Origin of the sequence: Mesorhizobium sp. UC74_2, assembly GCF_042701485.1 — a bacterium.
GTDB lineage: Bacteria > Pseudomonadota > Alphaproteobacteria > Rhizobiales > Rhizobiaceae > Mesorhizobium.
Genome location: NZ_CP170562.1, coordinates 6,022,525 through 6,047,997, shown reverse-complemented (window position 1 = coordinate 6,047,997; position 25,473 = coordinate 6,022,525). Strand labels below are relative to the sequence as shown.

Sequence of the window (25,473 nt, the reverse complement as noted above, 5' to 3'; positions counted from 1 at the left end):
CGGAACAATGCCTTCCAACAACGGTGTCTACTTCTGGAATGCGAAAGATACCACTTTCCGGAGGATTTGCCGTCGGCATTCCAATGCCGGGGCGTTTTGCGCGCTTTTGCCAAGAGCATCAGGAAGGAGACCGCAATGGCCGGTTCACACATCTATGCAAGCGATGTCGCCTTCACCCCCACGGTAAAGGCGATCCAGCGCCGCAAGGGGTCACGGCAGGCCTATGCCCGGTCGGAGGAACGCGGCTGGAACCAGGATATCACGCCCGACCTCGCCGCCTTCATCGCTGCCCAGACCAGCATCTTCCTTGCTACGGCCAATGGAGAAGGCCAGCCCTACATCCAGCATCGCGGTGGGCCGGCGGGCTTCCTGCATGTGCTGGACCATCGCACCATCGGCTTCGCCGACTTTTCGGGCAACCGGCAGTTCATTTCACAGGGCAACCTGGCCGATAACGGCAAGGCCTTTCTCTTCCTGATCGATTACATGATGCGGCAGCGCATCAAGATCTGGGGCGAGGCCCGTGTCGTCGAGAACGATCCCGAACTCCTGACCCGGCTCATGCCTCCCGACTACAAGGCACGTCCCGAACAGATCATCCTGTTCACCGTGTCGACATGGGATGCGAATTGCCCGCAGCATATTCCCCAGCGTTTCGACGCGAGCGACGTGGCCGCTATCCTGGGTGAACGCGACAAACGCATCGCTGTTCTGGAAGCCGAAATCGCCAGATTGCGCGCGGAAACCCCGAAATAGCGTCACCGGGAGAGCTCAGGCGTCAATCACCCGCATGGCTGGCGAAAGCCGGCCGGATCGGCAGGACGACACGGCCGAGCGCCAGCAGATATTTGTTGTATTCGGTGAAGAGCACCCGGAAGGCGCCCGGCTTGATCAACCAGCCGCCGTTGTCGAGGTTGCTGTTGACCACCGGATAGGGCACCAGCCTGGCACCCTGCAGCAACCGGCCCATTTCCAGAAGGCTGCGCGGCATGTGGTAGTTGTTGGTGACTAGGATGATGCGGTTGTAGCCATGGGTCTGGACCCATTTGGCGCTTTCTTCGGCATTGCCGATCGTGTCGAGCGCCGCACGGTCAATGTCGATGCAGCAGGAAAACAGCTGCGTGTCGCCCTTGGTTGCTCTCTGCAGTTGCTTGCGGCTGGCGGTCGGATGCACACCACTGATCAAGAGACGTGCGCCCTTGCCGGATTCCAGCAGGCCGATGGCCGCGTCGAGCCGCGATTGGCCACCGGTCAGCACGATGATGGCGTCAGCCGGCTCGGGATCAGCCGGTGTGGTCAACCGGCTGACATGGCTGGCGAACCAGCCGAAGCCCAGGAGATAGAAGGCGATTGCGACCAGCGCGAGCAGGCCGATATTGCGCACGACACGCCGCAGCCGGGATGCGCCGCGCGACACGCGAAACGTGTCCGGCGCGGCTTCGGCCATATCGGCAGAATCGCGACTTTTCATGGCTCCATGATTAGTGCGGAATTGCGGCCTTTGGTAGGAGAAAGCACCTTCCCGCGAACTGATTTCAGGGCCGCACTGCGTCATCGCCGCCCTCCGTCAGCCACCGTCGGTCTGGCGTGTATCGAGATCGCTGAGATAGGCGATCACCGTGGCATGGGATGTGGCCGCAGTCAGCGCGCCGATCACCAGCACCATCAGGATGACACCGAGATATCCGGCCCAGCCGATGGCAAAGCTGCCGAACAGCGCAACAGCCTGGTCGGCCTGCGGCGTCGCCATGTTGCGCGAGGCCCAGAAGGAGAAAACCAGGAACACGACGATCGCCGCGACACCACCCGCCGCCGCACCCTTCATGCCGGTGACAAGGAACTGCTGCCGAAACTGGCGGGCAATGAACCGCGCTTCCGCACCGACGAAATGCAAAACCTCGATGATGTGGCCATTGCCAGCCATGGCGCCGCGCGTGGCGAATACCACCGTCAGCACGGTCGCCGACAACATCAGGACCAGGACCAGCATGCCTATGGTCACCGTCGTGCGCGCCATGGCGACCAGACGGTCGACCCAGGTGCGGTGATCGTCCAGCGAGGCGCTGGCGATCGTATTGGTCAACGCCTCGCGCATGGCTGTGAAATTGGGAGGATTGTTCTCGTCGATGGTGACGACGACAAGGCGCGGCACCGGCAGTTCGTCGATGTTGAGCCCGCTGCCCAGCCAGGGCGCCAGCAATCGCGCTGTGGCGTCACGATCGATGATGCTGGTCCCTTCGACACCCGGGAACTTGGCGGCGATCTCCGCGGCGCTGGCGAGCGTCGCTTCCATGTCGAGACCGTCGACCGGCTTGATCTGGATCGTCGCCTCGCGCGAAATCTGATTCTCCCACACCGCAGCCGTGCTCCGCACCAGGGTGACGCCACCAAAGGTGAGGCAGGACAGGAAGGTCATGATGGCGATGACGAACACCAGCGCGCGTCCAGCGATGTTCTGCGCCGGCACGATGGGCGCCATCTTGCGCTGCGCGCGCTGGGGCGCCTCGGCGCGATGGATCTCGCCCTCTTCCTCTTCGTGATCGGCCGTCATCTCAGTCATAGATGTCCAGCCTTCCTCCCGACAGGATCAGTCGCCGGGCATCGACCTGATCCATCAGAGCAAGATCGTGGGTGGCGATCACGACGGCTGTGCCGAGGCGATTCAGTTCTATGAACAGCCGGAGCAGCCGACGCGCCAGTTGCGGATCGACATTGCCCGTCGGTTCATCGGCAAGCAGGATCTGCGGCTGCTCGATCAGCGCGCGCGCGATCGCCGCACGCTGCTTCTCACCGCCGGAGAGGACTGGCGGCAGCACGTGCATGCGGTCGCCAAGACCGACCCACTTCAGAAGTTCGACGACGTCGGTGCGGTAGCTCGATTCCTCACGGCCACGCACGCGCAGGGGCAACGCCACGTTCTCATAGGTCGTCATATGGTCCAGCAGGCGGAAATCCTGGAACACCACGCCGATACGGCGGCGCAGATGCGGCAGCTCTTCGCGCGTGATGCGCGCGCGATCCTTGCCGAACACCGTGATCAATCCGCGTGTCGGCTTCAGCGACAGGAACAGAAGGCGCAGCAAGGTCGTCTTGCCGGCACCGGAGGGCCCGCTGAGGAATTGGAAGGAGCGCTCCGGAACATGCAAGGTGATGTCACGGAGAATCTCCGGACCCATGCCGTAGCGGAGGCCGACATTTTCGAAGCGGATCACGTGCGGCGACCTGGAACTGTGTTTGGCGGCAGTCCGCCCGTATCTGTGAAACGACCATTGACCGGCATGGTTAACCGCCGGTTAATTTCGGCATCGGCTGTCGCTGTAAATCGATTTCGGTCGGGAAGCATTAACCATTTTTGTCTACGGAATGGAAACAGAGGGCGAACAGAGGCAACCATATCAAGGCATGGCCGATCACGGCACGGCACGCCCGGTTTCCGGCGAAATCATGACGGCGGCCTCATCGGCTCGCAACGGCAGCGCCGTGGCCGCGGATGTGGTCGACGCCGATTTCATCGTGCTTGGTCCTGATTCTCCCACCCAGTTCGACAGACCGCCACCGCAAGCCCCTGTGGAAGCGGTTGAGCAGGCGCCCTTGCTTGACGGCATGGGCATGCTTCGCAAGGGCGAAACTGTGCCTGAGATGCGCGATGCGTCAGCAGGCGGGCCGTTGTTCTGGAGCGGCGGTGTTGCAATTGCCATGTTGGCCTTCTGGGTCTCCGGAGGTCACGCCTTGTTCCACGAAAATGCGTTCTTCGGCCCTGACGACAAGGCGACCACCGCGCTCAGCATTTCCGGCGTGAGTTCGCGCGTCGACAGCAGCGGACACAGGCCCGTGCTTCTGGTCGATGGCGAAGCCGGAAACGATGGCATGGAAGCGGCCGAACTGCCGCCGCTGGAGATCCGCGTGACGGGCAACGATGGCCGTATCACCCGCTATGGCCTGGGGACATCCGGCCGCACCTTGCCGCCTGGCGAAAGATTTGCCTTTTCCAGCCGCCTCGACGTGCCTAGAAACGGTGTAACGGCCGTCTCGGTCACCTTCGCGCGATAAGCGACGGCTGCGGCTGTCCCGCGCATTCCCAGAAAGGATCTTCATGCCAGTTGTGCGCGGCAAGGATATCGAGGTTCTGTTTTCGGCGTCGGCAATCGCGCGTCGCAATCTGGAACTAGCCAAGGAAATCGCAGCCCACGATTATCACGACCTTCTGGTCATCTCGGTGCTGAAGGGCTCCTTCATTTTCGCGGCCGACCTGATTCGTGCCATGCACGACGCCGGCCTGTCGCCGGAGGTCGAGTTCATCTTCATTTCCAGCTATGGCGCCGGAACCGAAAGCGGCCAGGTGCGCGTGCTGCGCGACATCGACAATGAGGTCGCCGGCCGCGACGTGCTTTTGATCGACGACATCCTGGAATCCGGCAAGACGCTGAAGTTCACCCGCGAACTGATGCTGTCGCGCGGCGCCAGGAGCTGTTCCGTCGCAGTGCTGCTCGACAAGCGCATGCGGCGCCAGACGGATCTCAATGCAGACTATGTCGGCTTCGACTGCCCGGATTATTTTGTCGTCGGCTACGGCATGGATGTCGGCCACGCATTCCGTGAACTGCCCTTCGTCGGGGTCGTGAAAGGCGACGTCTGAGACTCGCCTCGACGCTTTGAAAAGAAATCGGAAGCGCCTTCGACTTTCAGAAAACGTCAACGTTTGCAGGGCAAATCTCTGCGCATGACAAAGCTCCTGATCGTCGAGGACGATGAATCCGTCCGCACCCTGGCTGCCCGCGCGCTTGAACGCGCAGGCTACAATATCGACGTCGCCGCCGATGGCGCGCAGGGGCTGGAAAGCATCCATGCCGCCAATGGCAATTACGACCTCATCGTCTCGGATATCCGCATGCCGGAGATGGACGGCATCGAAATGGCCAAGGCGGCAGCCGCCGCTTTCCCTGCGCTCAAGATCATGCTGGTGACCGGCTATGCCGACCAGCGCGAGCGAGCGGACGAGTTGAACGGCATCATCCTGGACGTCGTGCAGAAGCCCTTCACCCTGGCTGAAATCCGCGACCGCGTCGGTCGTGCGCTGGCGGCCTGACCGCGCCCGCTGCCACTAGAGCGTTTCCGTTTTTTACGGAAACGCGGAAACGCTCTAACTTTTAGTTTTCACGCAATTCCGGACGGAAAACCGCTACGCAGTTTTCCTGGAATTGCTCCAGCCATCTCAAGGCGAGCTAAGCGCTCGCCTTGTCCAGTTCTTCGATATCCGCCTGCGTGAGCCGAAGCGAGGCGGCGCGTACCAGGCTTGCCATCTGTTCCGACGTGGTCGCGCTGGCGATCGGCGCCGTCACGCCCTGCCGTGCGATCACCCAGGCGAGCGCGACTTCTGCTGGCTTGGCCGCGTGTCGCCCGGCGACGGCATCAAGCGCTGCCAGAATGCGCATGCCGCGCCTGTTGAGATAAGCCTCCACATCCTCGCCGCGCGCGGCACTTTTGCCGAGATCGGCCTTGCTGCGATATTTGCCCGACAGGAACCCTTTGGCGAGGCTGAAATAGGTGATCACGCCGAGTCCCTCCGCCATGCAAAGGTCGCGCAGAGGACCGTCATAGGACGCACGATCATAGAGATTGTATTCCGGCTGCAGCACTTCGTAGCGCGGCAGATTGCGCAGCTTGGCGACATCCAGCGCCGCCCGCAACTGGCCCGCGTCGAGGTTCGAGCAGCCGATATGGCGAACCTTGCCCTTGGCGAGAAGGGTCTGGTAGGCGCCGAGCGTCTCCTCGTAAGGCACACTCGGATCCGGCCAGTGCGAAAGATAGAGGTCGATGACGTCGGTCCGCAGGCGCCTCAACGAATCTTCCACCGCCCGTTCGATGTGGCCAGCGGAAAGGTCCCTCTTGCCCTGCCCCATATCCGCGCCGACCTTGGTGATGACGACCACCTTCTCGCGATTGCCCCGCGCCTTCATCCACTTGCCGATGATGGTCTCCGACTCGCCGCCCTTGTTGCCGGGCACCCAGCGCGAATAAACATTCGCGGTATCAATGGTGTTGAGCCCGCCGTCGACGAAACGGTCCAGCAGATCGAAGGACGTCTTTTCGTCGACGGTCCAGCCAAACACGTTGCCGCCCAGCACGAGCGGCGCGATTTCGAGGTCGGTACGACCGAGCAGACGTCTATCCAAGATGGGTCTCCCTAGGGCATTTTGTAGCCAGGTGGAATCACCTGGCGTTACAAGAATGCGGCGAAAACAAACTTAGAGCGTTTCCGCGTTTCCGTAAGAACGGAACCGCTCTAATGCCGGCGGGGGCGCCGGTCCCCGCAGGAAGCTAGGGATTAGCGCGCAGGGTTCAATGGGCCAGAAGCGTTTTCAGGCGGGACGATCCGCCGCGCCACCTCTTCCAGCCAGCGGTCGCGGATGCCGAGCGCCTCGAGATGCTGGATGGTATTGAGAACGTAGTCTTCGTTGACACCCGACTGGCCGACGGCGCCGCGCACGACGGCAGCGGCCTCCGCTTCCTCGAGTGCGCCGGCATATTGCTCATGGCCACGGTCGGCGACATAGGTCACCGCATCCGCCATGCGGCCGTCCTCCAGAGCCACCTTCACCCAGCGTTCGAGGTAGACGTTGGTGACCAGTTCACGCTCGCGCAGATAGGCGATAACCTCGTCACGCAATTCGCCGGGCACCCGGAAGGCCAGCCCGATGCAGGAACCGCCACGGTCGAGCCCGAGCACCAGCCCAGGCCTTTCGCGGGTGCCGCGATGCACGAAGGAATAGACGCAGAGCGAGCGTCGATAGCCGTGCAGGCGCGCCCTTTGCGTTTCGACATGCGCGAAACCGGGCCGCCAGATCAGCGAACCGTAGCCAAAAACCCAAAAATCGCCCATATCGCCAAGCCTAAAGCGTGATCCCAAAAGGTCGCAGACCTTTTGGACAAAGATCATGCGACAAGCAAACAGACAGGGCGGAATGCCGTTTCATTTTCATCGCATTCCCGCCTTAAGCAGGCATAGTCGTCCGCACCAAATCACTTCGACCGGGATGGTCATTCCGGTTCTTTCTGCGTTATCGAGGGCCACAGCATGACGTCAAGTGACCAGACCAAGCCAAAACGTCGGCGCTGGCTGCCCCGGCTGATCCTGGCCTCGCTCGTCCTGTTCGGTCTCTACAGTGCGGGCTGGTACTGGCTGGCCGCACGCGTCAGAAGCGACGCGACGAACACTGTTGCCGCCCTTGCCGCCAAGGGGATCAACGCCGACTGCGCCAATCTGACCGTCAGCGGCTACCCCATGCGTTTCGTGGTCACCTGCGACGGGCTCGCCTATCAGGATGATGCCAGGAACGTTGCAGCGGCCGCCGGCGGCATGATCGCCACGGCAAGCCTCGCCCAGCCGCTGACGCCGAATGTCAATCTCGACGGACCGTTGCGCACCTCTGTGCCCGACATGCCGCCGCTGTGGATCGACTGGGACCAGCTGGACATCAGCGGACATCTGTGGTGGCCCCTGCCCAGCCGCATTTCGGTGACGGCGGAGGGCTTCAACGGCCAGACCGACCCGACCGATGAGACCGATCCCGTCCAGCTGTTCAGTGTCGGCCAGCTCACCGCGGCGGCCAGCCCCAACGGCCAGGATCTTGTGCTGACTCATGATTTCACCGACCTGGAAATCGACGCTCACACCATTGGCGGCCGGGTGCTCCCGCCCTTCAGCGGCAAGGGTGACGCCACGGTCAAGAATGGCATTCCCCTGCTCGGCGCACCGCCAAAAAGCCTGCGCGGTCAATCCGCCGAGATCAGGAACCTCGAATTGTCTTCCGGCGAAGCCCGCATCGTCCTTGCAGGCCCTATCGCGGTCGACGCCGACGGTCTGATCGACGCCACCCTCAACATCAAGCTGCAGAACCCGAAAGCGGTGGCGGCCATCCTCGCCACGGCGATCCCGGAACAGGCAAACCAGATCCGGCAGGGTTTCGCTGCCCTTTCCATGCTCGGCAACGAACCGACGATGCCACTGAAGGTGGTAAAGGGCCGCGCTTCGCTCGGCTTCATCCCGCTCGGGATGATCAAGCCGGTGGAATAGGGCAGTAGGTACTGCCACCAGGGAGTGGCCACGCAATAGCGTAACTTATCCCCCTGCTCCCTTATTGTCCTATTCCCCTACTCATTTGCCCGGATGCTCCACCACCTGGCGCCCGAAGTCGGGAACATCGATATCCTGGCCGGCCTGGATGATCGAGCGGCGGATGGCGCGGGTGCGCGTGAACAGGTCGAACAGCTTGTCGCCGTCGCCCCAGCGGATCGCCCTTTGCAGCGAGGAAAGATCCTCCGAGAAGCGCGCAAGCATCTCCAGGATGGCATCCTTGTTGTGCAGGCACACGTCCCGCCACATGGTCGGGTCCGAGGCGGCGAGGCGTGTGAAGTCGCGGAAACCCGAGGCCGAATACTTGATGACCTCGGACTTCGTCACATTGGCCAGATCGTCGGCCGTACCGACGATGTTGTAGGCGATGATATGCGGCAGATGCGAAACGATGGCCAGCGTCATGTCGTGATGCTCGGGCGTCATCGTGTCGATGTTCGAACCACAGCGACGCCAGAATTCCGACAATGTCTCCAGCGCTTTTGGATCGGTATCCGGCAGCGGCGTGAAGATGCACCAGCGGTTGTCGAACAGGTCCGGAAAACCGGCGTCAGGACCGGAATTCTCGGTACCAGCCAGCGGATGGCCGGGAATGAAATGCACGCCCTCCGGCACGAAAGGCGACATCTGCGCGACCACCGACTGCTTGGTGGAGCCGACATCGGTCAGGATGGCGCCCTTCTTCAGCGCCGGTGCGATCTCCTCGGCAACGGCACCGGAAGCGCCCACCGGTACCGAGACGATGACAAGATCGGCGTCGCGCACCGCCACCTTCGCATCGGTCGTGTAGCTGTCGCCGAGCTTCAGCTCCTCCGCACGTTTCAACGTCTCCGGACGGCGGGTGGAGACGGCAATGTGGCGGGCAAGTCCTTCCCGGCGCACCACGCGCGCCAGCGAAGAACCGATCAGGCCGATGCCGATGAGGGCGATCTTTTCAAACATGGGTTCGGACATTTTTTCAGCTTTTCAGGAATTCGGTAAGTGTGGCGACCACGCCGCGATTGGCTTCTTCGGTTCCGACCGTCATCCGCAGCGCGTTGGGAAAACCGTAGCCGGCAACGCGCCGCAGGATATAGCCTCGCTCACTCAGATACCCGTCCGCTTCCGGCGCGGAATGTCTGCTGTCATCCGGGAAATGGATCAGGATGAAGTTGCCGACGCTCGGTGTCACCCGCAGGCCGAGCCGGGTCAGTTCTTCAGTCAGCCACGCCACCCACGTCTCGACATGGTGCACCGAGCGCTCGACATGGCCGCGGTCGCGTATCGCGGCTTCGCCTGCCGCAATGGCGGTGGCACTGACGTTGAAGGGATCGCGGACACGCTCGAGCGCATCGACCACATGCGCTGGTGCATAGGACCAGCCGATACGCGCGCCGCCGAGCCCATGCACCTTGGAAAAGGTGCGTGTCATCACGACATTCTCGTTGCCCGCGACCAGTTCGACGCCCGCTTCGTAGTCATTGCGGCGCACGAACTCGGCATAAGCCGCATCCAGCACCAGAAGCACGTTCTTCGGCAGACCGGCATGCAGGCGTCGCACCTCTCCGAAGGGAATATAGGTGCCGGTCGGATTGTTCGGATTGGCCAGGAATACCATCCTGGTGCGCGGCGTCACGGCCGCAAGGATGGCGTCGACGTCGACGCGCTCGTCGGCCTCCTTTGCCACCACCGGCGTTGCACCAGCTGCGAGGATAAATATCCGGTAGGCCAGGAAGCCGTGCTCGGTGTAGATCGCCTCGTCGCCCGCGCCGAGATAGATGCGCGCCAGCAGGCCGAGCGCCTCATCGGAACCGTTGAAACACTGGATGTTGGCAATGTTGAGCCCGTGCGCATCGGCGATTGCCTGGCGCAGTCTGGTCGCCTGGCCGTCCGGATAACGTTCCAATCCGGCTGCAGCCTCCTGCGCTGCCTCGACTGCTTTCGGAGAGGGTCCGAGCGGATTTTCATTGGCCGAGAGTTTATGGACTTTGGCGACACCATGCGCGACGCCCTTGCCCGGCACATACGCCTCGATATCCATGATACCGGCGCGGGGTTGCGGGCGAAGCAGGTCGGTTGCCTTGGTCATGTCGAAAGGTCCGTGATTGATGCCTCCGGCCGGAGGCCAGAGCGTTTCCGTTTCGCGGAAACGCTTTAAGTTTTTGTTTTCGAGGTATTTTTGTGACGCCACGTGATTCCACCTGGCTACAAAAATGCTCCAGTGGCGGAAATACCGCCCGCACCGCCGCTTGTCGAGGAAAACCGAACCGCCTGGCCCAGCGTTTGAGCGACCCGCCTCACCATCGATTGACGCCATCGCTTGGTCGGCGTATTAGCAGGACATCGATCCGTGGTGATTTGGCCGGTCGGCTTGCAGCCACGTTAAATAAGTCGCTAAAGGGCCGTTTGCGATCCGTAAACCGGCTTTGCGACAGCAATGCCGGTTTTGTTTTTTGGAGTTCGCAAAGTGCCGATCAAGATCCCCGATCAGCTCCCCGCCCGTGAAGTTCTGGTCAAGGAGGGCGTGTCCATAATGGACGAGCAGACCGCCCTGCGCCAGGACATCCGTCCCCTCCAGATCGGCCTGCTCAACCTGATGCCCAACAAGATCAGGACGGAGACGCAGTTTGCCCGGCTGATCGGCGCCACGCCGCTGCAGGTCGAACTGACCCTGGTCCGCGTCGGCAACCATAAGGCCAAGAACACCTCCGAGGAACATCTCATCACCTTCTACCAGACCTGGGAGGAAGTTAAGGATCGCAGGTTCGACGGCTTCATCATCACCGGCGCGCCGGTGGAGTTGCTGCCTTTCGAGGATGTGACCTACTGGAACGAACTGCAGCGCATCCTCGACTGGACGAAGACCAACGTGCATTCGTCGTTCTTCATCTGCTGGGGGGCAATGGCCGCTGCCTGGCATTTCCATCAAGTCCCGAAACACACGCTGGAGGAGAAGGCGTTCGGCGTCTTCCGCCATCGCAACAACGCGCCCGCCTCTCCCTATCTCTCCGGCTTCTCGGATGATTTCGCGATTCCGGTCTCGCGCTGGACCGAGGTGCGGACCGCCGACATTCCAGCGGGTTCCGGCCTGGAATTGCTGATGGATTCGGAAGAGACAGGTCCAAGCCTGCTTGCCGAGCAGGCTGGCAACCGGCTCTACATGTTCAACCACATCGAATACGACTCGACGTCGCTCAAGGAAGAATACGACCGCGACGTCAATGCCGGCGTATCGATCGCGGTGCCGCACGAATATTACCCGGACGACGACCCCAGGCGCCCGCCGCTCAACCGCTGGCGCTCGCACGCCCATCTCCTGTTCGGCAACTGGATCAACAGCGTCTATCAGACCACCGCCTACGACCTGGAAAATATCGGCAGGAAGCGCTGACCGGTAGCCTGGAGCGCGCCTGACAGGCGCGCTTCCGCCTATGCCGCTGCGGCGCGATGCTCGCGGAAGGCGCAGGCGATGGTGCGCAGCGCATCGCGCGAACGCTGATCGGTCAGCGTCGAATGCAGCACGATTTCCGAGGACGGCAACGGCGGCAGATTGAACCTGCGGGTGACTTCGACAGTACCGACCGGTGCAAGCCGCTCGGAGAATACGGCCATGGCGAGTCCCGCCGACACAGCTGCCATCACCACCGACGAGCCGCCGCCCAGGAACACCTCCGTCCAGGCGATGCCGGCATCGTCTAGTGCATGGGTGCCGATGTCGCGCACGCCACATGCCGGAGACAGGGCGGCAAGCCGTATCGGCTCGTCCGGCCGGCAACGGAAACTGGGAGCGGCGAACCAGCCGAAATGCTCAGGCCCAAGGACCTCGCCGTCGCGACGATCGTCCTCGCGCCGCACGATGGCAGCATCCAGCTCGCCGCGATCGAACGCATCGAGCAGATTGCGCGAATTGTCGACCTGTACCTCGATGGTCAGCGCGGGATCATGTTCGTTGAGCCGCGCCAGCAGGGTCGTCACCTCCGGGCCGGCGACGTGGGCTGCGATGCCCAGCGCGAAACGGCGGGCACAGGAGAAGAGCCCGGCAACGGCACGGTCATGCGCAACGAGAAAATCACGCGCAGGCTGGATGAACACCGCTCCTTCCGCTGAAAGCCGCACGTGACGCGGCGTGCGCTCGATCAGCTTGCGGCCAACCTTCTCCTCGAGGCGCTTGAGTTTCACGCTGATCGCCGCCTGGGTCGTACCCAACGCATCGGCGGCTCGGGTGAAACTCTGAAGGTCGGCAACCATGACAAAGGCCTGCACGGCCTCGACGTCTAGTGACAACATTGTCAGCATACCAATTTGTTATCTCTGAAATAGATTTACATCGCATTTTCTTATGTTCAAGCTGCAACTATCTGGAATTCGGATTTCACAACGCAATTGAGCGGCGTGGGCGTGGACATCGCCTCCGCCGGCGCCGGAGGTTTTTGATGCCTACCCCCAATACAAACGGTCTCGTGCTGGCGGCCGTGTGCCTGTCCGCCTTGATGTTCGGCCTGGAGATTTCGAGCGTACCGGTCATCCTGCCGACGCTGGAGCGTGTGCTGCAGGCCGATTTCAAGGCCATGCAATGGATCATGAACGCCTACACCATCGCCTGCACCACCGTGTTGATGGCGACCGGAACTTTCGCCGATCGCTTCGGCAGGAAATTTGTCTTCGCCATTACGGTCGCGGCCTTCGGCCTGACCTCGCTGATGTGCGGGCTGGCGCCCAACACTTCGCTGCTGATCGTCGCGCGCTTCCTGCAGGGTATGGCCGGCGGCGCCATGTTCATCTGCTCCATCGCCATTCTCTCGCATCAGTTCCAGGATGGCAGGGAACGCGGCAAGGCCTTCGCCATCTGGGGCGTGATTGCAGGCATCGGTCTCGGTTTCGGACCGATCATCGGCGGCGGAATCGTCGCCTTGTCCACCTGGCAATGGGTTTTCCTCGTACACGCACCGCTGGCGGTTCTTTGCCTGGTCCTCACCTATGCCGGCGTCACCGAATCGCGCGATCCGCAGGCCAAGAAGCTCGATGTCTTTGGCATTGTCACCCTCAGCGCTGCCGTCTTCGGCCTCGCCTACTACATCACCCAGGCCCCTGACTTCGGTGGCTTCCTGAGCCCGGCCGCGCTCGGTATTGCCGCGGCCACGATCGTCGGCTTCATCGCATTCGTGCTGGTGGAACGCTACCACACTCACCCGATGTTCGACTTCTCGGTCTTCAGGATCCGTGACTTCTCCGGCGCGATCGTCGGCTGCGTCGGCATGAACTTCAGCTACTGGCCGTTCATGATTTACCTGCCGATCTATTTTTCGGTCGGGCTGGGTTATGACAGCACCAGGACAGGTCTCGCGGTACTGGCCTATACGGTGCCTTTCCTGGTGATGCCGCCGATCGCCCAGTACCTGCTGGCGCGCTTCAACGCGCGCATCGTCATCCCGCTCGGCCTGTTCACCATCGGCCTCGGCTTCATCCTGATGTGGCTGGGTTCCGCTTCCGAGGCGGCAAGCGGCCTCACGGTGCTGCCCGGTGCGCTCGTCGCGGGCATCGGCCTCGGTCTCACCACGACGCCGGCCACCAACATGACGACCGGTTCGGTGCCGGCGAGCCGTGCCGGCATGGCCTCGGGCATCGACACCAGCGCCCGCCTGATCGCGCTCGCCATCAACATTGCGGTAATGGGGTTTGTCCTTGTCGAAGGCATCCTGCACGGCCTGAAGAAGGGCCTGCCGAACGCGACCGAAGGGGTTGACCTGCGTGCGATTGCCGAAAGGATTGCCGCCGGCAACACCAGTGCATTGCACGATGGCAGCCAGCCGGGTCTGGCGGTGCCGGCGGATGTGGTCCACTCGGCTCTGGTCGAAGGTTTCGGCTGGGTGATGCTTTATGGCGGCCTCGGCGTATGGGTCCTGGCCGCGCTGTCCTTCGCCATCTTCGGTTCCAGCAAGGCCGGGCCGATTTCGGCATCCGAAGCACGCGCGGAATCGCATATCCTCTGAGCGTGCAAGATCCGCTCGTAAACCGTCCCGCCGACAACGGGACGGTTTACCTCTAGTTCACGTGCTCGACCTTCTCGTCATCGCGATCATGCCTGGCTCCGTTGCCATTGCGCTTGACGCCATTTCCGTTGCGCTTGCGCGCGCGGATCACCGGTGGCGGCTCCAGCGCGCCCGCTCTTATCCGCGGCGGTCGCAGCGCCGGCAGGTCGGCGCATTTGATGATCTCGAGCGCGCGCGGGAAGAAGTTGTAGTTGTGCTGGCCACGGCCGATGTTGACGATGCCCGCCTTGGGCAGATGCTTGCCCAGCATGGCGAAGATGCGCTTGGCGATCGTGCCGCTGAACGTGTCCATCGCTTCGTCGATCACCACCCAGTCCGGTTTCTGCAGGGCGAGCCTGGCAAAAGCAACCAGCCGCTGTTCTTCCTCGCTGAGTTCCCTGTCCCAGCGGGCGTGGCGGTCAAGCGACGGCGCGAGGTGATCGAGACCGGCCTCGGCCAGAACACGCCTGGTGCTCGCATCGTCGATAGTCGTGACGCCGTCGACCAGCACCTCGCGCAGCGTGCCGGGTGCAAAATACGGCGTGCGCGGGACGAAGGCGAGATTGGCACCTGCCGGCATGCCGATGCGCCCTGCTCCCCAGGGCCACAGCCCGGCCACTGCCCGGAAGAACAGCGTCTTGCCGGCACTCGGGTCGCCGGTGATCAGCACATGCTCGCCCGGTTTGATCGTCACCGACTTCTGCGCCAGTCTCGAGCAGCCCGAGGTCGCCCCGACGATCAGGTCCTCGAACACCATGGTGCCGTCCTCGGTTTCGAACACCTCGATATGCTGCTCGTTGCCATGCAACTGATCGGTCTCCTTCAGCGCCATGCGGAAGTCGGCGACCCGCATCAGCGTGGCACGCCAGTCGGCAATGGCGCCGATGTTGTTGACGAACCAGCGCAGGGAGGAATGGACCTGGTTGAAGGCGCCAACCGCCATCATCAGCCCACCGAACGTGATGTCGCCGGCGAAATAGACCGGCGCCGCCACCAGGATCGGCGCAACCACGGTTATCCAGCCATAGGTGTCCGTTACCCAGCCCAGATTGATCTGAGCGCGGAAGATCCGCATGATCGAAGCGATCAGCGCGGCGAGATCCGTCGCCAGCCGCCGTTTCTCGCTTGTTTCACCGTGCGAAAGCGCGATGGCATCGATGTTCTCGTTCACGCGAACCATGGAAAAACGCAGGTCCGCCTCGCGTGCATAGCGGTCGCTGTTCAGCCCGATCAACGGTCGCCCGACCAGCCAGCTCAGCCAGGACGCGATCCCGGCATAGAGGAACGCGGCCCAGACCATGTAGCCTGGAATGGCGATGGCATGTCCGCCTATGTTGAAGACAAACCCCGAGGACAGTGCCCAGAGCACGCCGACGAACGACACCAGCAGGATGAAGGATTGCACCAGACCGACTCCGAGATCGGTCGAAAGATCGGACAGGTGTCCGGCATCCTGTTGCATGCGCTGATCAGGGTTGACACCGATGGCTCCCGCATTGGCGACGCGGAACGCACGGTTCGGTTTCAGCCATTCCTCGATCAGGTCGATGGTCAGCGCTTCACGCAGCTTCAGGCGGAAGCGCTGATTGAGCCATTGCTGGCCGATGTTGAGCACGAGCAGCCCACCGGCAATCATCGCGAAAACGCCAAGCTGATCGAGAAAGGCGGTCAAGTCGCGCCGTTGCAGCGAATCGTAGAACGGCTGGTTCCAGCGATTGAGCAGGATCTGGCCGTAGGCCGTGGCGAGGATGATCGCGAGAATGCCAGCGCCGAAGATCAGCAGCGCACGGCGCCCTGGCGACAGGCTCAACCCCTGCCGGACCGTGGCCAGCTGATCGCGAAGGCTGCTCATTTCAGCCTGGACGGTGGTGCCGGATATCTCGCTCATCACCGTTGCGCTCCGCGAGCTCCCAACCCATCGGCCTCGTTGACCTGTCGGCCGAGCCGTGTCGCACCTTGCGGGGAGAACACCGGCACGAAGACGCGGCGCGATGCGCGTTGCACCACCGGCACGCCCTGGTAGAGCCGCTTCTGCGCCGACACCGCGATGACGCCGGAGAAGATCGGCCACATCCGCCGTCCGGCGCTTTCAAAAAGCGACTGGAAGCGCATCATGAAACGGCGTTGCGAGGGGGGGAAATAAAGTCCATCCGACCAGGCGGCCGGAGTGAAGTTCGCCTCGCGCAGCAACTCCGCGATCTGCCCACGCGAATAAGGCCTTCCGGTGCCGAACGGTGTGTGTTCGAAACGCGCCCACACACCGCGCCGGTTCGGCACGACAATGACGACGTGACCGGCCGGCGCCAGCACACGCCAGACCTCATTCAGTGTCTCGCGTGGATTTTCCGTATGCTCCAGGGAATGGATCAGCAGCATGCGGTCGATGGAAGAATCGACCAGCGGCAGTTCCTCGTCGAAGACCAGGGCGGTTGCCGACGGGCCGGCAGGTGGCCAGATTACCGCACCTTGCGTGGCCGGCATGAAGGCGAGCGCCCGCTCCGCATCGGTGCCGAAACGCTCCAGCCAGGGCAGCGCATAGCCCAATCCGACCAGCCTTTCATTGGGAACGGAGGCCCAGATCGACGAGAGTGCCATGGTGATCGAACGCTCGGCCAATTGTCCGAGCGGCGAGGCATAGAAGGAGCGCAGGTCGACAATATCCGAATGCATGGGCTGGACCGTATCTGCGGGAAGGCTGGTGTCAACAAACAGCGGTGCTGATGACCGTATCTCCCGACAAGTAGGGTCGCGTCGGCATCTTTAAAGCATGTCGCGCAAAAGTGCGCGGCGGTTTTGCGATAACGACATGCGGGAGATGAAGAACCTTCTGCGCAAGGAGCGAATGTGAAAGATCGCGACATGCATTAGAGGGTGACAGGAACGGCCGATCACCCTATCTGTGCGGGCGACAGAGGAGACCGGCGATGGCGATCGAAATCGAACAGTTCATGTGCCGCCAGGATAATTTCGGCGTTCTGCTGCGCGAGCCGAAAAGCGGCGCGGTGGCTCTCGTCGACGCGCCGGAGGAAGCCTCCATCTCAGCCGCCATGAAACGCACCGGCTGGACACCGAAAACCATCCTGACCACCCATCACCACACCGACCACGTCGAGGCTAACCTGACGCTGAAGCAGCGCTACAATCTTGAGATTGTCGGGCCGGAGGCCGAGAAGACCAAGATCCCCGGCATCGACCGCACCGTGAAAGGCGGCGATCGCTTCAACCTGGGCGAAGAGACGGTCGAAGTGATCTTCACTCCTGGTCATACCGCCGGCCATGTTTCTTATTATTTTCCGCAATCCAGCGTCGTTTTCACCGCCGACACGCTGTTTGCGCTCGGCTGTGGCCGACTGTTCGAGGCGCCCGCCGCGGTGATGTTCGAATCGCTGAAGAAGCTCGCTGCACTCCCCGCCGACACAAAGGTCTATTGCGGCCACGAATACACCTTGTCCAATGCGCGTTTCGCACTGACGGTGGACCCCACCAACTCGGCCCTGAAGGAGCGCGCCACCAGAATCGAAAAACTGCGCGCCACGGACAAGCCGACCTTGCCGACGACGATCGGCGAGGAACTCTCCACCAACCCGTTCCTGCGCTGGCACGACCCGGCGATCCGCCGCCATCTCGGCATGGAAAAAGCCAGCGACGCCGAGGTCTTCGCCGAAATCCGCAAGCGCAAGGACGTGTTCTGACCATGACGCCGGCGGAAATCGTCGCGGCGCTCGACATGCAGCCGCACCCGGAAGGTGGATGGTACGTCGAGACCTTTCGTGACGCGCCGCAAGGCGGACGTGGCTTTTCGACGGCGATCTATTTCCTGCTCGAACGCGGCCAGGTCTCGGTCTGGCACCGGGTCAAGGATGCTTCCGAAATCTGGCACTATCACGCCGGCGCTCCGCTGGAACTCTCGTTGCATCGTGAGGGCCACGGCGTGACCCGGCATGTGCTGGGCGTCGACCTTGTCGCCAGCCAACGGCCGCAGATTGTCGTGCCGGCAGGCTGGTGGCAGACCGCGGCGAGCCTTGGCGACTGGACACTCGTTGGATGCACCGTTGCGCCGGGCTTCAATTTCGGCGCATTCGAAATGGCAGCGCCCGGCTGGCGGCCCTCCTAGCACGTCCTTCCTGCCGAAAAATCGATGACGATTTTCGAGAGCTAGGTTGCGAGAAGAAAGCCCAGCGTGATCGCCAGTTGCGCCAGGTAGTAGAGCCCCCATACCGCATAGCGCATCCAGACCCGATGCCGCTCCACCGCCTCGGCCAGGAACTTTTCGATCGCCAGAAGCGCGTCCGAAGCCATGAACAGGACCGCGCCTGCGATGACAAGCGCGTTGTTGGTGGTCAGCGCGGTCACGCCCATGGCGAAGATGGCGGTGACATACACAGCAACCGGGACTTTGAGGTCCGAACCGATATGCGGCCACAGCAGGCGCAGCATGCCGAGCGCGAAAACAGCCATGATCAGGGCTGCCACGATGTGCCAGGGTGCTCCGGTCAGCGCCGACAACCCATCGCCGGCGACGGCGAACAGCGCGACATAGGCAAGATGGGCAGCGAGGAAACTGCCCAGTCCGCCGAGAAAGGCCCTGTCACCGGCTTGCGACAGGAATGCGTCGCCGAGCGCACTAAGCGCCAGCGCGGCGACAAGCAGCGCTGGACCGCCTTGCAGGTAGGCGAGCACGGCGAGCAACGCGGTCGCAAGTGTCTTTGCAGCCGAACGTTTCCACGACGGCGCGCCGTCGAGGACGAAGGCATAAAGCACCGCTGCCACGATCGAGAAGATCAGCGTGCCGTTCGGTGTCGCTTCGATGCCACCGGGAAAGGGCATCATGCGCCGGCTCCATTCTCGACCGCCTGACGCTTGCCGAACAACAACGATTTCGCCGCCAGCACGGCGCCACCGGTGATGAGCACGCAGGCGGCAAGGATGCGCAGGCTGGGTTCCGCAAAACCGGCGACGATCAGCACCAGCGTGGACAGGAGCGGCGCCGCATAGCTCGCCGCCCCCAGCACCTGGATGTTGCCGCGCTTCACGCCGATGTCCCAGGCGTAGAAGGCAGCCCCCACCGGCATCAGGCCGAGACCCATTACGGCCAGCCACTGGCCGGCATTTGCGGGCCATACGGTCTGCTCAAGCAGCAGGTGGCAGACCAGGGAGAGCACCGATGTCGCCAGGCAGAACCAGGTGACGATGGTGGTTGGCACCGATGGAAAGCGCCGCGACAGAAGCGAATAGGACGACCACAATACCGCGCACACCGCAGCCATTGCATAACCGAAGCCATAGCGGGGATCGAAGGCCAATCCGCCACCCTTTGTGACAATCAGGAAGGTGCCTGCCAGGCCGAGCAATGCGCCGGCGACATGGTTCCAGGCAAGCCTCTCACCCGGCATCAGCGCCGAGCCCAGCACGATGAGCAGCGGCCACAGATAGGCGATCAGGCTCGCCTCGACCGCCGGCGCGTTGCGCAGCGCCGTGAAGTAGAAGAAATGGTAACCGAACAAGCCGCCGATGCCGATCACCCACACGATCGCCGGGATCGGCTCCGGTTTGGCAGCCGGCATGAACAGCCTGGCCGCGAGGCCGACACAGGTGCCGATGGCGAAGGTGACTGCCGAAAGCTGGAAGGGCGGCATCGTGCCGGAAGCATCGGTTAGCAGAGCCAGCAAGGCCCACATCGCCACTGCCGAGAAGCCTATCAATGTCGCGCGCGCCATGCCCCCTCCGATGGCGCATCTTCGTGCGCCTAGCTCTTTGCCTCGAACCGTCGCGCCTTGACGGTGATCGTGCCGATTTCCGTGCCGACCGTGGCATGGATTGGCGCATATATCCCGGTTTGGCCGAGCGGCGCAAACGTCACCATGATCTTCGAACGGTCCCGCAGGAACTTCAACGCCTTGCGCCGCTGCGCATAGCCGGACACCGGCTGAAACGTCATCAGGCAGGTCACGGTCGGGCCCTGATAGCCCTTCACCGCCATTTTCCCCTTGCTGACTGGCGTCAGCACCAGATTGGCGCGCATCTCGCCATCATACATCTTCACCGTGCGGCCGCAGACCTCATCGAGGCTGCCGGCACGGATGACAGTAGCACCGATCGGATCGGCGACGCCCTTCAGGTCCCCGGCATCGAGCGGTAGCCAGTCGTCGCCGCGTGGCTTGGGGGGTGGCAGTACCTTGGAAGACGATACCGCGCCGGCGGAAAAGCGGATGTCGACCATCGAGACTTTCTTGCCCGAGGTATAGTCCGCGCGGAAAGCCTGCGGCTGGATGCCGGCGCGCGAAAAGCGGCCGGATGCCGTCAACGTGCCAGTCGTGTCGTCGAAGATCAGCGCCAGTCCGGCCGCCGAGGCGCTGCCGTCTATGGTATACTTGTCGCCCTCGTAGCGGCTGTCGAAGCTTGATCGGGCCACGGTGATGCCGAGAAAGGAAATCGTGTATTCGCCGTGGAAAGCTTCCGCGGCAGGCGCCGCGGAGGTCGCCATGGTTGTGCCGGCAAGCAGGGCTGCAAGGACAAGGGTCGGGCGCGGCATCGAAACGTCGGTCCTTTCAGTGTTGGCTGAAACAGCCTGGATCTCCGTGGAGCGTTTCCGTCTTTTCACGGAAACGCGGAAACGCTCCGTCTCTTTGTCTTGCCGCATGATCCTCGTCCGAGAAGTCCGCACCTTTTCGGGATCATGCTCTGACAGCTTCTCAAGCGGGCAAATCCGGCGAATATATGGGGACGCCGTCAAGGCATTTGATGATCTCGAGCATGGCTTGTCCCTCAACGCCGCAAATGCTGTTGCGTTGCACCATCAGCCTGTGAAATATGCATCCTGCAAAATGCCGCAGAGCCGGCGAACCAAAATTTGACCGGAGAGGCCCGATGAACGCTCCCGCCGCGACTTCCACCACTTTCGTCCCCTTGCGCCTCGCCGGCCGTTCGGTTGCCGTCCAGGCAACCGCCGTCTTCCTCGGCACGCTGTTCCTCGCCGCCTCCTCCTGGATCGAGGTGCCGATGTTCCCGGTGCCGATGACCATGCAGACGTTCGCCGTCACGCTGGTCGGCGCGCTTTTCGGCTGGCGTCTCGGCCTCGTCACGGTTCTCGCCTGGCTGGGTGAAGCTGCCGTCGGCTTCCCGGTTCTCGCTGGCGGCGCCGGTGGCCTCGCCTATTTTGCCGGCCCGACCGCCGGTTACCTCGCCGCCTTCCCGATCGCCGCCGCTTTTGTCGGCTGGCTGGCCGAGCGTGGCTGGACCGCCGAAGGCCGTCTGGTTCGCAACGTCGTCGCGATGCTGGCGGGCAACGCCTTCATCCTGGTTTTCGGCACGCTGGTGCTGGCCGGCATGATCGGTGCCGAAAAGGCCTACACCTTCGGTTTCGCCCCGTTCGTGCTCGGCGGCATCCTGAAGGCCGTCCTGGCGACCGCGACCATCGAAGCCGTACGCCGCGGCAAGATCTCGCTCTGAAACCTTCTTTGCGGGGCTGACGTGACCGTCCGCATCCGCGGCCACCACCTGCTGTGCATGCTGACCTATGTCGGCAAGGGCTACAGCGAGGCCTTCACCAAGGGCTATGACAAGGTGGTGCAACGACTGAACCGCGGCGAGGACATGCTCCTCGTCGCCGGTCCTGACGATATCTGCCAACCGCTGCTGGCCGACTCAGACCCTCATTGTTTCCGCGACACCGTGCCTGAACGCGATCAGCTTGCCGCCGATGCGGTCGAGACTTTGATCGGTCGCCCGATCTGCGTTGGCGAGCGTTTTTCCCTCGATGCATCGACGATAAAGCGCATGCGCGAGGCGTTTCATGCCGGAACCACACGACAGGCTTGCCATGGCTGCGAATGGTTCGACCTGTGCAGCGGTATCGCCGATTCCGCATTCAGTGAAGTAAGGCTCGACCACCGGCGCGCAAAAGCATAGCCATATGCCGGTGATATCGAAGCTTGCATCGGCTGGTTGGCGGATTGCTAAGCCGAACAACGCTTGACGCCCCCACGAAATGGCACTATGGAACGCCAACTTTTTCCTTAAGGCCGCCGAGAGCATCGCGCGCCATCTGGCGTGGCTCGAAGGTTTGGCCGGTATGAACTGAAGGTAGCAAAAATGTCCCGCGCTTGCGAACTCACCGGCAAAGCCGTCCAGACCGGCAACAATGTGAGCCACGCCAACAACAAGACCCGTCGTCGCTTCCTGCCGAACCTGGTCAATGTCACGCTGATCTCGGAAGCGCTGAACCAGAACGTGCGCCTGCGCATTTCGGCCAACGCACTGCGTTCGGTCGAGCACCGCGGTGGCCTCGACGCCTTCCTGGCCAAGGCCGACGTGAAGGAACTGTCGCAGCGCGCTCGCCTGCTGAAGAAGCAGATCGCCAAGAAGACTGCCGGCGAGATCGCTGCCTGATTGATTTCGGGCGGGGGACGACCGCCTGAGCATCGGATTGGCTGGCGCATAGCTTGAACATCCGATGCTCGAATGATGGATGCGCCGCCCGTCCCGGCCAGGCGCTCCGCTGGTTCCATTACCCAGGATAAAAAAATGCGTTTCCTTTCGCGCTACTTGCCCTTTGTGGTCGCCATGGCGCTTGTCGTCGTGGCCTCGAACATCCTCGTTCAGTTTCCGATGCAGGGACAGGTCGGCGCGTTGTCGCTGGCCGATATCCTGACCTGGGGCGCCTTCACCTATCCGTTCGCCTTCCTCGTCACCGATCTCGCCAACCGCCGCTACGGGCCGTCTGTGGCACGCCGGATCGTCTTCGTCGGCTTCATGGCCGCCGTGATCTGCTCCATCGTCGCGCCGCCGCTGCTGTTCCGCGCCGGGCTGATCGAATTCGACACGGCGGCTGCCCGCCTGGTGCGCATCGCCTGCGCTTCCGGTGCTGCCTTCCTGACCGCCCAGCTTCTTGATGTCACGGTGTTCAACTGGTTGCGCCGCCAGAGCTGGTGGCGTGCTCCGATCTTCGGAACGCTGGTCGGTTCGGTGTTCGACACGCTGATTTTCTTCTCGATCGCCTTTTCCGCTACCTTCGCCTTTATCGGCCCTGACGATGCTTTCGCATTGGAGAATGCGCCGTTGCTCGGCATCTTTCCGATGGAAACCATGCGCTGGCTGTCCTGGGCGCTGGGCGACCTGTCGGTGAAGCTCATCATCGCGGTCTTCGCGTTGATTCCCTACCGCCTGATCGCAGCGCGTTGGGGCCAGCCGGCAACGGTCCAGCCTTGATCCCCTGGGAGCAGCTCGACGCCGCCAGGACGCCTGACGGCAAGCAGGAGCTGCGGCTGAAGCGGCGCGGAAGCGAATTCTCGATCATGCTCGGCTCCAACGAGCTGATGAACAGCCGTCTCAGCGGCTCTGAGGAAGCGCTCGCCCGGCTTTCGCTGGAGAAACTCGGCAGGCGCGATCGCATCAACGTCCTGATCGGCGGGCTCGGCATGGGTTTCACCCTGCGCGCCGCACTTGCCGAACTCGGCAGCGATGCAAGGGTCACCGTCGCCGAGCTGGTGCCGGCGGTGATCGCCTGGGCACGCGGCCCGATGACCGCAATCTTCAACGGCTGTCTCGAGGATGCGCGTGTCGCCATCAGCCAAGGCGATGTCACCGCCGCGATCGATGCCGCTCGCCGCGAATTCGACGCTATCCTTCTCGACGTCGACAACGGGCCCGAAGGGTTGACGCAGGACAGCAACGACACGCTCTACGGCTTCACCGGCCTGAAGGCTGCCCACAACGCGCTGACGGCAGGAGGCGTCCTGGCTGTCTGGTCGTGCGGACCGGATCGCGGCTTCACTCGCCGCTTGCAGCAGAGCGGCTTCATCGCCGAGGCGGTCACCGTGCGCGCGCACGGCAAACGCGGCGCCAAGCATACCATCTGGCTCGCCGTCAAACCACACTTGGGCAATCCCAGGAAAAGTGTGTAACGGTTTTCCGTCCGGAATTGCGCAAGAGCAAAGGTGGAGCGTTTCCGTGTTTCCATGAAAAACGGAACCACTCCAGGCGCTGCACATTGCAAAGAAGTCGCTGGCCCTACCGGGCGGTCGGCGCCGGTGTTTTTCTCCGCTCTCAACAGACTGCCGGAGAAATCATGGTCACCTGTTACCTGCGCTACATTCTCAACCCCGCGCGCCTGAAGGAATTCGAACATTACGGCCGGCTGTGGATCCCGCTTGTCGAAAAGTTCGGCGGCACCCACCACGGCTATTTCATGCCCTCCGAAGGGGCGAGCAATGTTGCGCTCGCCTTGTTCACCTTCCCAAGCCTTGCAACCTATGAGGAGTACCGGACAAAGGCCGCGGAGGATCCAGAATGTCAGGCGGCCATGCGTTACTACGAGGAGACCCAGTGCTTCCTGAGCTACGAGCGCTCTTTTTTCCGCCCAGTCTTTGATTGACCATCCCCAACTGACGGACCCAAGCCAAATGACTGTTGTTTTGAAAACGCTCGGCGAAACCGAGCGGGAAGCCGTTGTTGCTCTCCATGTCGCTGATGAGCAGTCCGACTTCGTCGCAACGAACGCTGAATCCCTGGAAGAAGCCGACGAGAATCCAGCCTGCGTGCCGCTCGGAATCTTCGTGAACGACCAGCCGGTCGGCTTCGCCATGTACACGCTCGACGCAGACGACGGAAACTGGTGGATCTACCGCCTGATGATCGACGAGCGCTTCCAGAAGCGCGGTTACGGCCGCGCCGGCTTGCGTGCCGTGGTCGAAAGGATGGCCGCCATTCCCGGTTGCGACGCCATCTACCTCGGTGTCGTTAAGGAGAACCGCTCCGCTGCCGCCTTTTATCGACAGGAAGGGTTTCGGGAGACCGGCCAGATCCTGGGCGACGAGACCGTCATGCGCCTCGAGCTCAAGAAAGCCTGAGCAAGGCTGTCGAGCCACCAGAGCGAAACGATGGACGCTGGATCACTTGGGAGACTGCAATGGTCCGAAGAAGCCGATGATGCTCTCGATGTGGCTGCCGTCAGAACTGAAAACGGCAATGTCGAGACCTTCCGGCAGTTCCGTGCCGTCGGCTTCAACCACGCGCCAGCCGAAACGCGCGATGCCGTGATGGATGTCGACAGCGGTGGTACGCTCAATCCGTGCGCCGGGACGGCTCGCTCTGATCCTGACGATATGAGCGAGCAGCTCTTCAGCGCCGGTCGTGGCCGCGCGCGGATCGGTGTAGGTGGCGTCCTTGGCCCAGACCGCGTGCAGAAGCGTCGCACGACGTGCATCGTCGGCTTCATTCCAGACGGCGCAATAACGATCGATCAGGTCTGTGACATTTGAGGGCATCGGCTGGCCTCGAAGCGTGCGCGATCCCTAGCCTAGAGCGTTTCCGTTCTTAACGGAAACGCGGAAA

At 62.5% G+C, this 25,473-nt stretch carries 30 protein-coding genes and 1 riboswitch; of the genes, 16 read left to right on the top strand and 14 right to left on the bottom strand.

The features are described 5' to 3' along the window. The first annotated feature begins 135 nt into the window (after window positions 1–135). Window positions 136–756: a pyridoxamine 5'-phosphate oxidase family protein gene (locus ACFJIU_RS29550; protein WP_379066009.1), complete on the top strand. Its 621-nt coding sequence runs from the start codon at window positions 136–138 to the stop codon at window positions 754–756. Window positions 757–778: 22 nt separating this feature from the next. On the opposite strand, the gene ACFJIU_RS29545 is transcribed toward ACFJIU_RS29550, so the two are convergent. The 3 genes from ACFJIU_RS29545 to ftsE all read right to left on the bottom strand — a co-directional run bounded on the left by ACFJIU_RS29545 (window position 779) and on the right by ftsE (window position 3,212). Then, on the bottom strand, window positions 779–1,447 hold the full coding sequence (locus ACFJIU_RS29545; RefSeq protein ID WP_379073267.1) for a YdcF family protein: 669 nt from the start codon (window positions 1,445–1,447) through the stop codon (window positions 779–781). 120 nt (window positions 1,448–1,567) lie between these two features. Then, window positions 1,568–2,560 (bottom strand): cell division protein FtsX, encoded by a 993-nt coding sequence (locus tag ACFJIU_RS29540; RefSeq protein ID WP_379066008.1) that lies wholly within the window; start codon window positions 2,558–2,560, stop codon window positions 1,568–1,570. Continuing rightward, window positions 2,553–3,212: a cell division ATP-binding protein FtsE gene (gene ftsE, locus ACFJIU_RS29535; RefSeq protein WP_379066007.1), complete on the bottom strand. Its 660-nt coding sequence runs from the start codon at window positions 3,210–3,212 to the stop codon at window positions 2,553–2,555. The genes ACFJIU_RS29540 and ftsE overlap by 8 nt, the downstream gene beginning before the upstream one ends. A gap of 190 nt (window positions 3,213–3,402) precedes the next feature. Between ftsE and ACFJIU_RS29530 the strand changes: the two genes are divergently transcribed. From ACFJIU_RS29530 to ACFJIU_RS29520, 3 genes are all read left to right on the top strand, one after another. Further along, the gene (locus ACFJIU_RS29530) at window positions 3,403–4,050 is read left to right on the top strand and encodes a hypothetical protein (RefSeq protein ID WP_379066006.1); all 648 of its coding nucleotides are present in this window, start codon (window positions 3,403–3,405) and stop codon (window positions 4,048–4,050) included. Window positions 4,051–4,093: 43 nt separating this feature from the next. Continuing rightward, complete coding sequence (gene hpt, locus ACFJIU_RS29525; RefSeq protein ID WP_129412831.1) at window positions 4,094–4,636, top strand: hypoxanthine phosphoribosyltransferase; 543 nt, start codon at window positions 4,094–4,096, stop codon at window positions 4,634–4,636. Window positions 4,637–4,720: 84 nt separating this feature from the next. After that, window positions 4,721–5,086 (top strand): response regulator, encoded by a 366-nt coding sequence (locus ACFJIU_RS29520; protein ID WP_379066005.1) that lies wholly within the window; start codon window positions 4,721–4,723, stop codon window positions 5,084–5,086. A 136-nt stretch (window positions 5,087–5,222) separates the two neighbouring features. Here the strand turns inward: ACFJIU_RS29520 and ACFJIU_RS29515 are convergent, their stop codons facing one another. Then, entirely contained in the window at window positions 5,223–6,173 is a 951-nt protein-coding gene (locus tag ACFJIU_RS29515; protein WP_379066003.1) for an aldo/keto reductase, read from the bottom strand. Window positions 6,174–6,325: 152 nt separating this feature from the next. After that, window positions 6,326–6,880 carry a gamma-glutamylcyclotransferase gene (locus tag ACFJIU_RS29510; RefSeq protein ID WP_379066001.1) on the bottom strand — a complete coding sequence of 185 codons (555 nt, stop codon included), beginning with the start codon at window positions 6,878–6,880 and terminating at the stop codon, window positions 6,326–6,328. 195 nt (window positions 6,881–7,075) lie between these two features. Here ACFJIU_RS29510 and ACFJIU_RS29505 point away from each other — a divergent pair, with 195 nt between their 5' ends. Continuing rightward, window positions 7,076–8,074: a DUF2125 domain-containing protein gene (locus tag ACFJIU_RS29505; protein ID WP_379065999.1), complete on the top strand. Its 999-nt coding sequence runs from the start codon at window positions 7,076–7,078 to the stop codon at window positions 8,072–8,074. Window positions 8,075–8,155: 81 nt separating this feature from the next. Here ACFJIU_RS29505 and ACFJIU_RS29500 read toward each other — a convergent pair whose 3' ends face one another. Beyond that, window positions 8,156–9,088, bottom strand: a complete 933-nt coding sequence (locus ACFJIU_RS29500; RefSeq protein WP_379065998.1) for a prephenate/arogenate dehydrogenase family protein — start codon at window positions 9,086–9,088, stop codon at window positions 8,156–8,158. A 4-nt stretch (window positions 9,089–9,092) separates the two neighbouring features. Continuing rightward, the gene (gene hisC, locus ACFJIU_RS29495) at window positions 9,093–10,202 is read right to left on the bottom strand and encodes a histidinol-phosphate transaminase (protein ID WP_379065996.1); all 1,110 of its coding nucleotides are present in this window, start codon (window positions 10,200–10,202) and stop codon (window positions 9,093–9,095) included. Between the two features lie 251 nt (window positions 10,203–10,453). Beyond that, window positions 10,454–10,531, top strand: a riboswitch (SAM riboswitch). Window positions 10,532–10,580: 49 nt separating this feature from the next. Between hisC and metA the strand changes: the two genes are divergently transcribed. Further along, on the top strand, window positions 10,581–11,504 hold the full coding sequence (gene metA / locus ACFJIU_RS29490) for a homoserine O-succinyltransferase (protein WP_379065994.1): 924 nt from the start codon (window positions 10,581–10,583) through the stop codon (window positions 11,502–11,504). Window positions 11,505–11,542: 38 nt separating this feature from the next. On the opposite strand, the gene ACFJIU_RS29485 is transcribed toward metA, so the two are convergent. Then, window positions 11,543–12,400 (bottom strand): LysR family transcriptional regulator, encoded by an 858-nt coding sequence (locus ACFJIU_RS29485; RefSeq protein WP_379065992.1) that lies wholly within the window; start codon window positions 12,398–12,400, stop codon window positions 11,543–11,545. 146 nt (window positions 12,401–12,546) lie between these two features. Between ACFJIU_RS29485 and ACFJIU_RS29480 the strand changes: the two genes are divergently transcribed. Next, on the top strand, window positions 12,547–14,103 hold the full coding sequence (locus ACFJIU_RS29480) for an MFS transporter (protein WP_379065990.1): 1,557 nt from the start codon (window positions 12,547–12,549) through the stop codon (window positions 14,101–14,103). A 52-nt stretch (window positions 14,104–14,155) separates the two neighbouring features. Here the strand turns inward: ACFJIU_RS29480 and ACFJIU_RS29475 are convergent, their stop codons facing one another. Together ACFJIU_RS29475 and ACFJIU_RS29470 are read right to left on the bottom strand one after the other, a co-directional pair. Beyond that, the gene (locus ACFJIU_RS29475) at window positions 14,156–16,030 is read right to left on the bottom strand and encodes an ABC transporter ATP-binding protein/permease (protein ID WP_379065988.1); all 1,875 of its coding nucleotides are present in this window, start codon (window positions 16,028–16,030) and stop codon (window positions 14,156–14,158) included. Further along, window positions 16,030–16,812, bottom strand: a complete 783-nt coding sequence (locus ACFJIU_RS29470) for a class I SAM-dependent methyltransferase (RefSeq protein WP_379065986.1) — start codon at window positions 16,810–16,812, stop codon at window positions 16,030–16,032. Before ACFJIU_RS29470 ends, ACFJIU_RS29475 begins: the two co-directional genes overlap by 1 nt. A gap of 254 nt (window positions 16,813–17,066) precedes the next feature. Here ACFJIU_RS29470 and gloB point away from each other — a divergent pair, with 254 nt between their 5' ends. Together gloB and ACFJIU_RS29460 are read left to right on the top strand one after the other, a co-directional pair. Beyond that, entirely contained in the window at window positions 17,067–17,834 is a 768-nt protein-coding gene (gloB, locus tag ACFJIU_RS29465) for a hydroxyacylglutathione hydrolase (RefSeq protein ID WP_379065984.1), read from the top strand. A 2-nt stretch (window positions 17,835–17,836) separates the two neighbouring features. Then, entirely contained in the window at window positions 17,837–18,256 is a 420-nt protein-coding gene (locus tag ACFJIU_RS29460) for a cupin domain-containing protein (protein WP_379065982.1), read from the top strand. A gap of 41 nt (window positions 18,257–18,297) precedes the next feature. Here the strand turns inward: ACFJIU_RS29460 and ACFJIU_RS29455 are convergent, their stop codons facing one another. Genes ACFJIU_RS29455 through ACFJIU_RS29445 form a run of 3 tightly spaced genes read right to left on the bottom strand, consistent with a single transcriptional unit; the run spans window position 18,298 to window position 20,674 of the window. Next, the gene (locus tag ACFJIU_RS29455; RefSeq protein WP_379065980.1) at window positions 18,298–18,972 is read right to left on the bottom strand and encodes a lysoplasmalogenase; all 675 of its coding nucleotides are present in this window, start codon (window positions 18,970–18,972) and stop codon (window positions 18,298–18,300) included. Next, window positions 18,969–19,859 carry a DMT family transporter gene (locus ACFJIU_RS29450; protein ID WP_379065978.1) on the bottom strand — a complete coding sequence of 297 codons (891 nt, stop codon included), beginning with the start codon at window positions 19,857–19,859 and terminating at the stop codon, window positions 18,969–18,971. Before ACFJIU_RS29450 ends, ACFJIU_RS29455 begins: the two co-directional genes overlap by 4 nt. A gap of 29 nt (window positions 19,860–19,888) precedes the next feature. Beyond that, entirely contained in the window at window positions 19,889–20,674 is a 786-nt protein-coding gene (locus ACFJIU_RS29445; protein WP_379073266.1) for a DUF3108 domain-containing protein, read from the bottom strand. Between the two features lie 335 nt (window positions 20,675–21,009). On the opposite strand from ACFJIU_RS29445, the gene ACFJIU_RS29440 reads away from it, so the two are divergent. From ACFJIU_RS29440 to ACFJIU_RS29410, 7 genes are all read left to right on the top strand, one after another. Beyond that, complete coding sequence (locus ACFJIU_RS29440; protein ID WP_379065976.1) at window positions 21,010–21,591, top strand: biotin transporter BioY; 582 nt, start codon at window positions 21,010–21,012, stop codon at window positions 21,589–21,591. 57 nt (window positions 21,592–21,648) lie between these two features. Next, on the top strand, window positions 21,649–22,050 hold the full coding sequence (locus ACFJIU_RS29435; RefSeq protein WP_379065975.1) for a DUF1284 domain-containing protein: 402 nt from the start codon (window positions 21,649–21,651) through the stop codon (window positions 22,048–22,050). Window positions 22,051–22,233: 183 nt separating this feature from the next. Further along, window positions 22,234–22,530, top strand: coding sequence for a 50S ribosomal protein L28 (gene rpmB, locus ACFJIU_RS29430; protein WP_379065973.1), 297 nt, complete (start codon window positions 22,234–22,236; stop codon window positions 22,528–22,530). Between the two features lie 135 nt (window positions 22,531–22,665). Continuing rightward, window positions 22,666–23,349, top strand: coding sequence for a queuosine precursor transporter (locus ACFJIU_RS29425; protein WP_379065971.1), 684 nt, complete (start codon window positions 22,666–22,668; stop codon window positions 23,347–23,349). Beyond that, window positions 23,346–24,044: a hypothetical protein gene (locus tag ACFJIU_RS29420; RefSeq protein WP_379065970.1), complete on the top strand. Its 699-nt coding sequence runs from the start codon at window positions 23,346–23,348 to the stop codon at window positions 24,042–24,044. The genes ACFJIU_RS29425 and ACFJIU_RS29420 overlap by 4 nt, the downstream gene beginning before the upstream one ends. A gap of 164 nt (window positions 24,045–24,208) precedes the next feature. Further along, on the top strand, window positions 24,209–24,514 hold the full coding sequence (locus ACFJIU_RS29415; RefSeq protein ID WP_379065968.1) for an NIPSNAP family protein: 306 nt from the start codon (window positions 24,209–24,211) through the stop codon (window positions 24,512–24,514). A gap of 28 nt (window positions 24,515–24,542) precedes the next feature. Beyond that, complete coding sequence (locus tag ACFJIU_RS29410; protein WP_379065966.1) at window positions 24,543–24,989, top strand: GNAT family N-acetyltransferase; 447 nt, start codon at window positions 24,543–24,545, stop codon at window positions 24,987–24,989. Window positions 24,990–25,031: 42 nt separating this feature from the next. Here ACFJIU_RS29410 and ACFJIU_RS29405 read toward each other — a convergent pair whose 3' ends face one another. After that, window positions 25,032–25,406, bottom strand: coding sequence for a nuclear transport factor 2 family protein (locus ACFJIU_RS29405; protein ID WP_379065964.1), 375 nt, complete (start codon window positions 25,404–25,406; stop codon window positions 25,032–25,034). Between the last annotated feature and the right edge of the window lie 67 nt (window positions 25,407–25,473).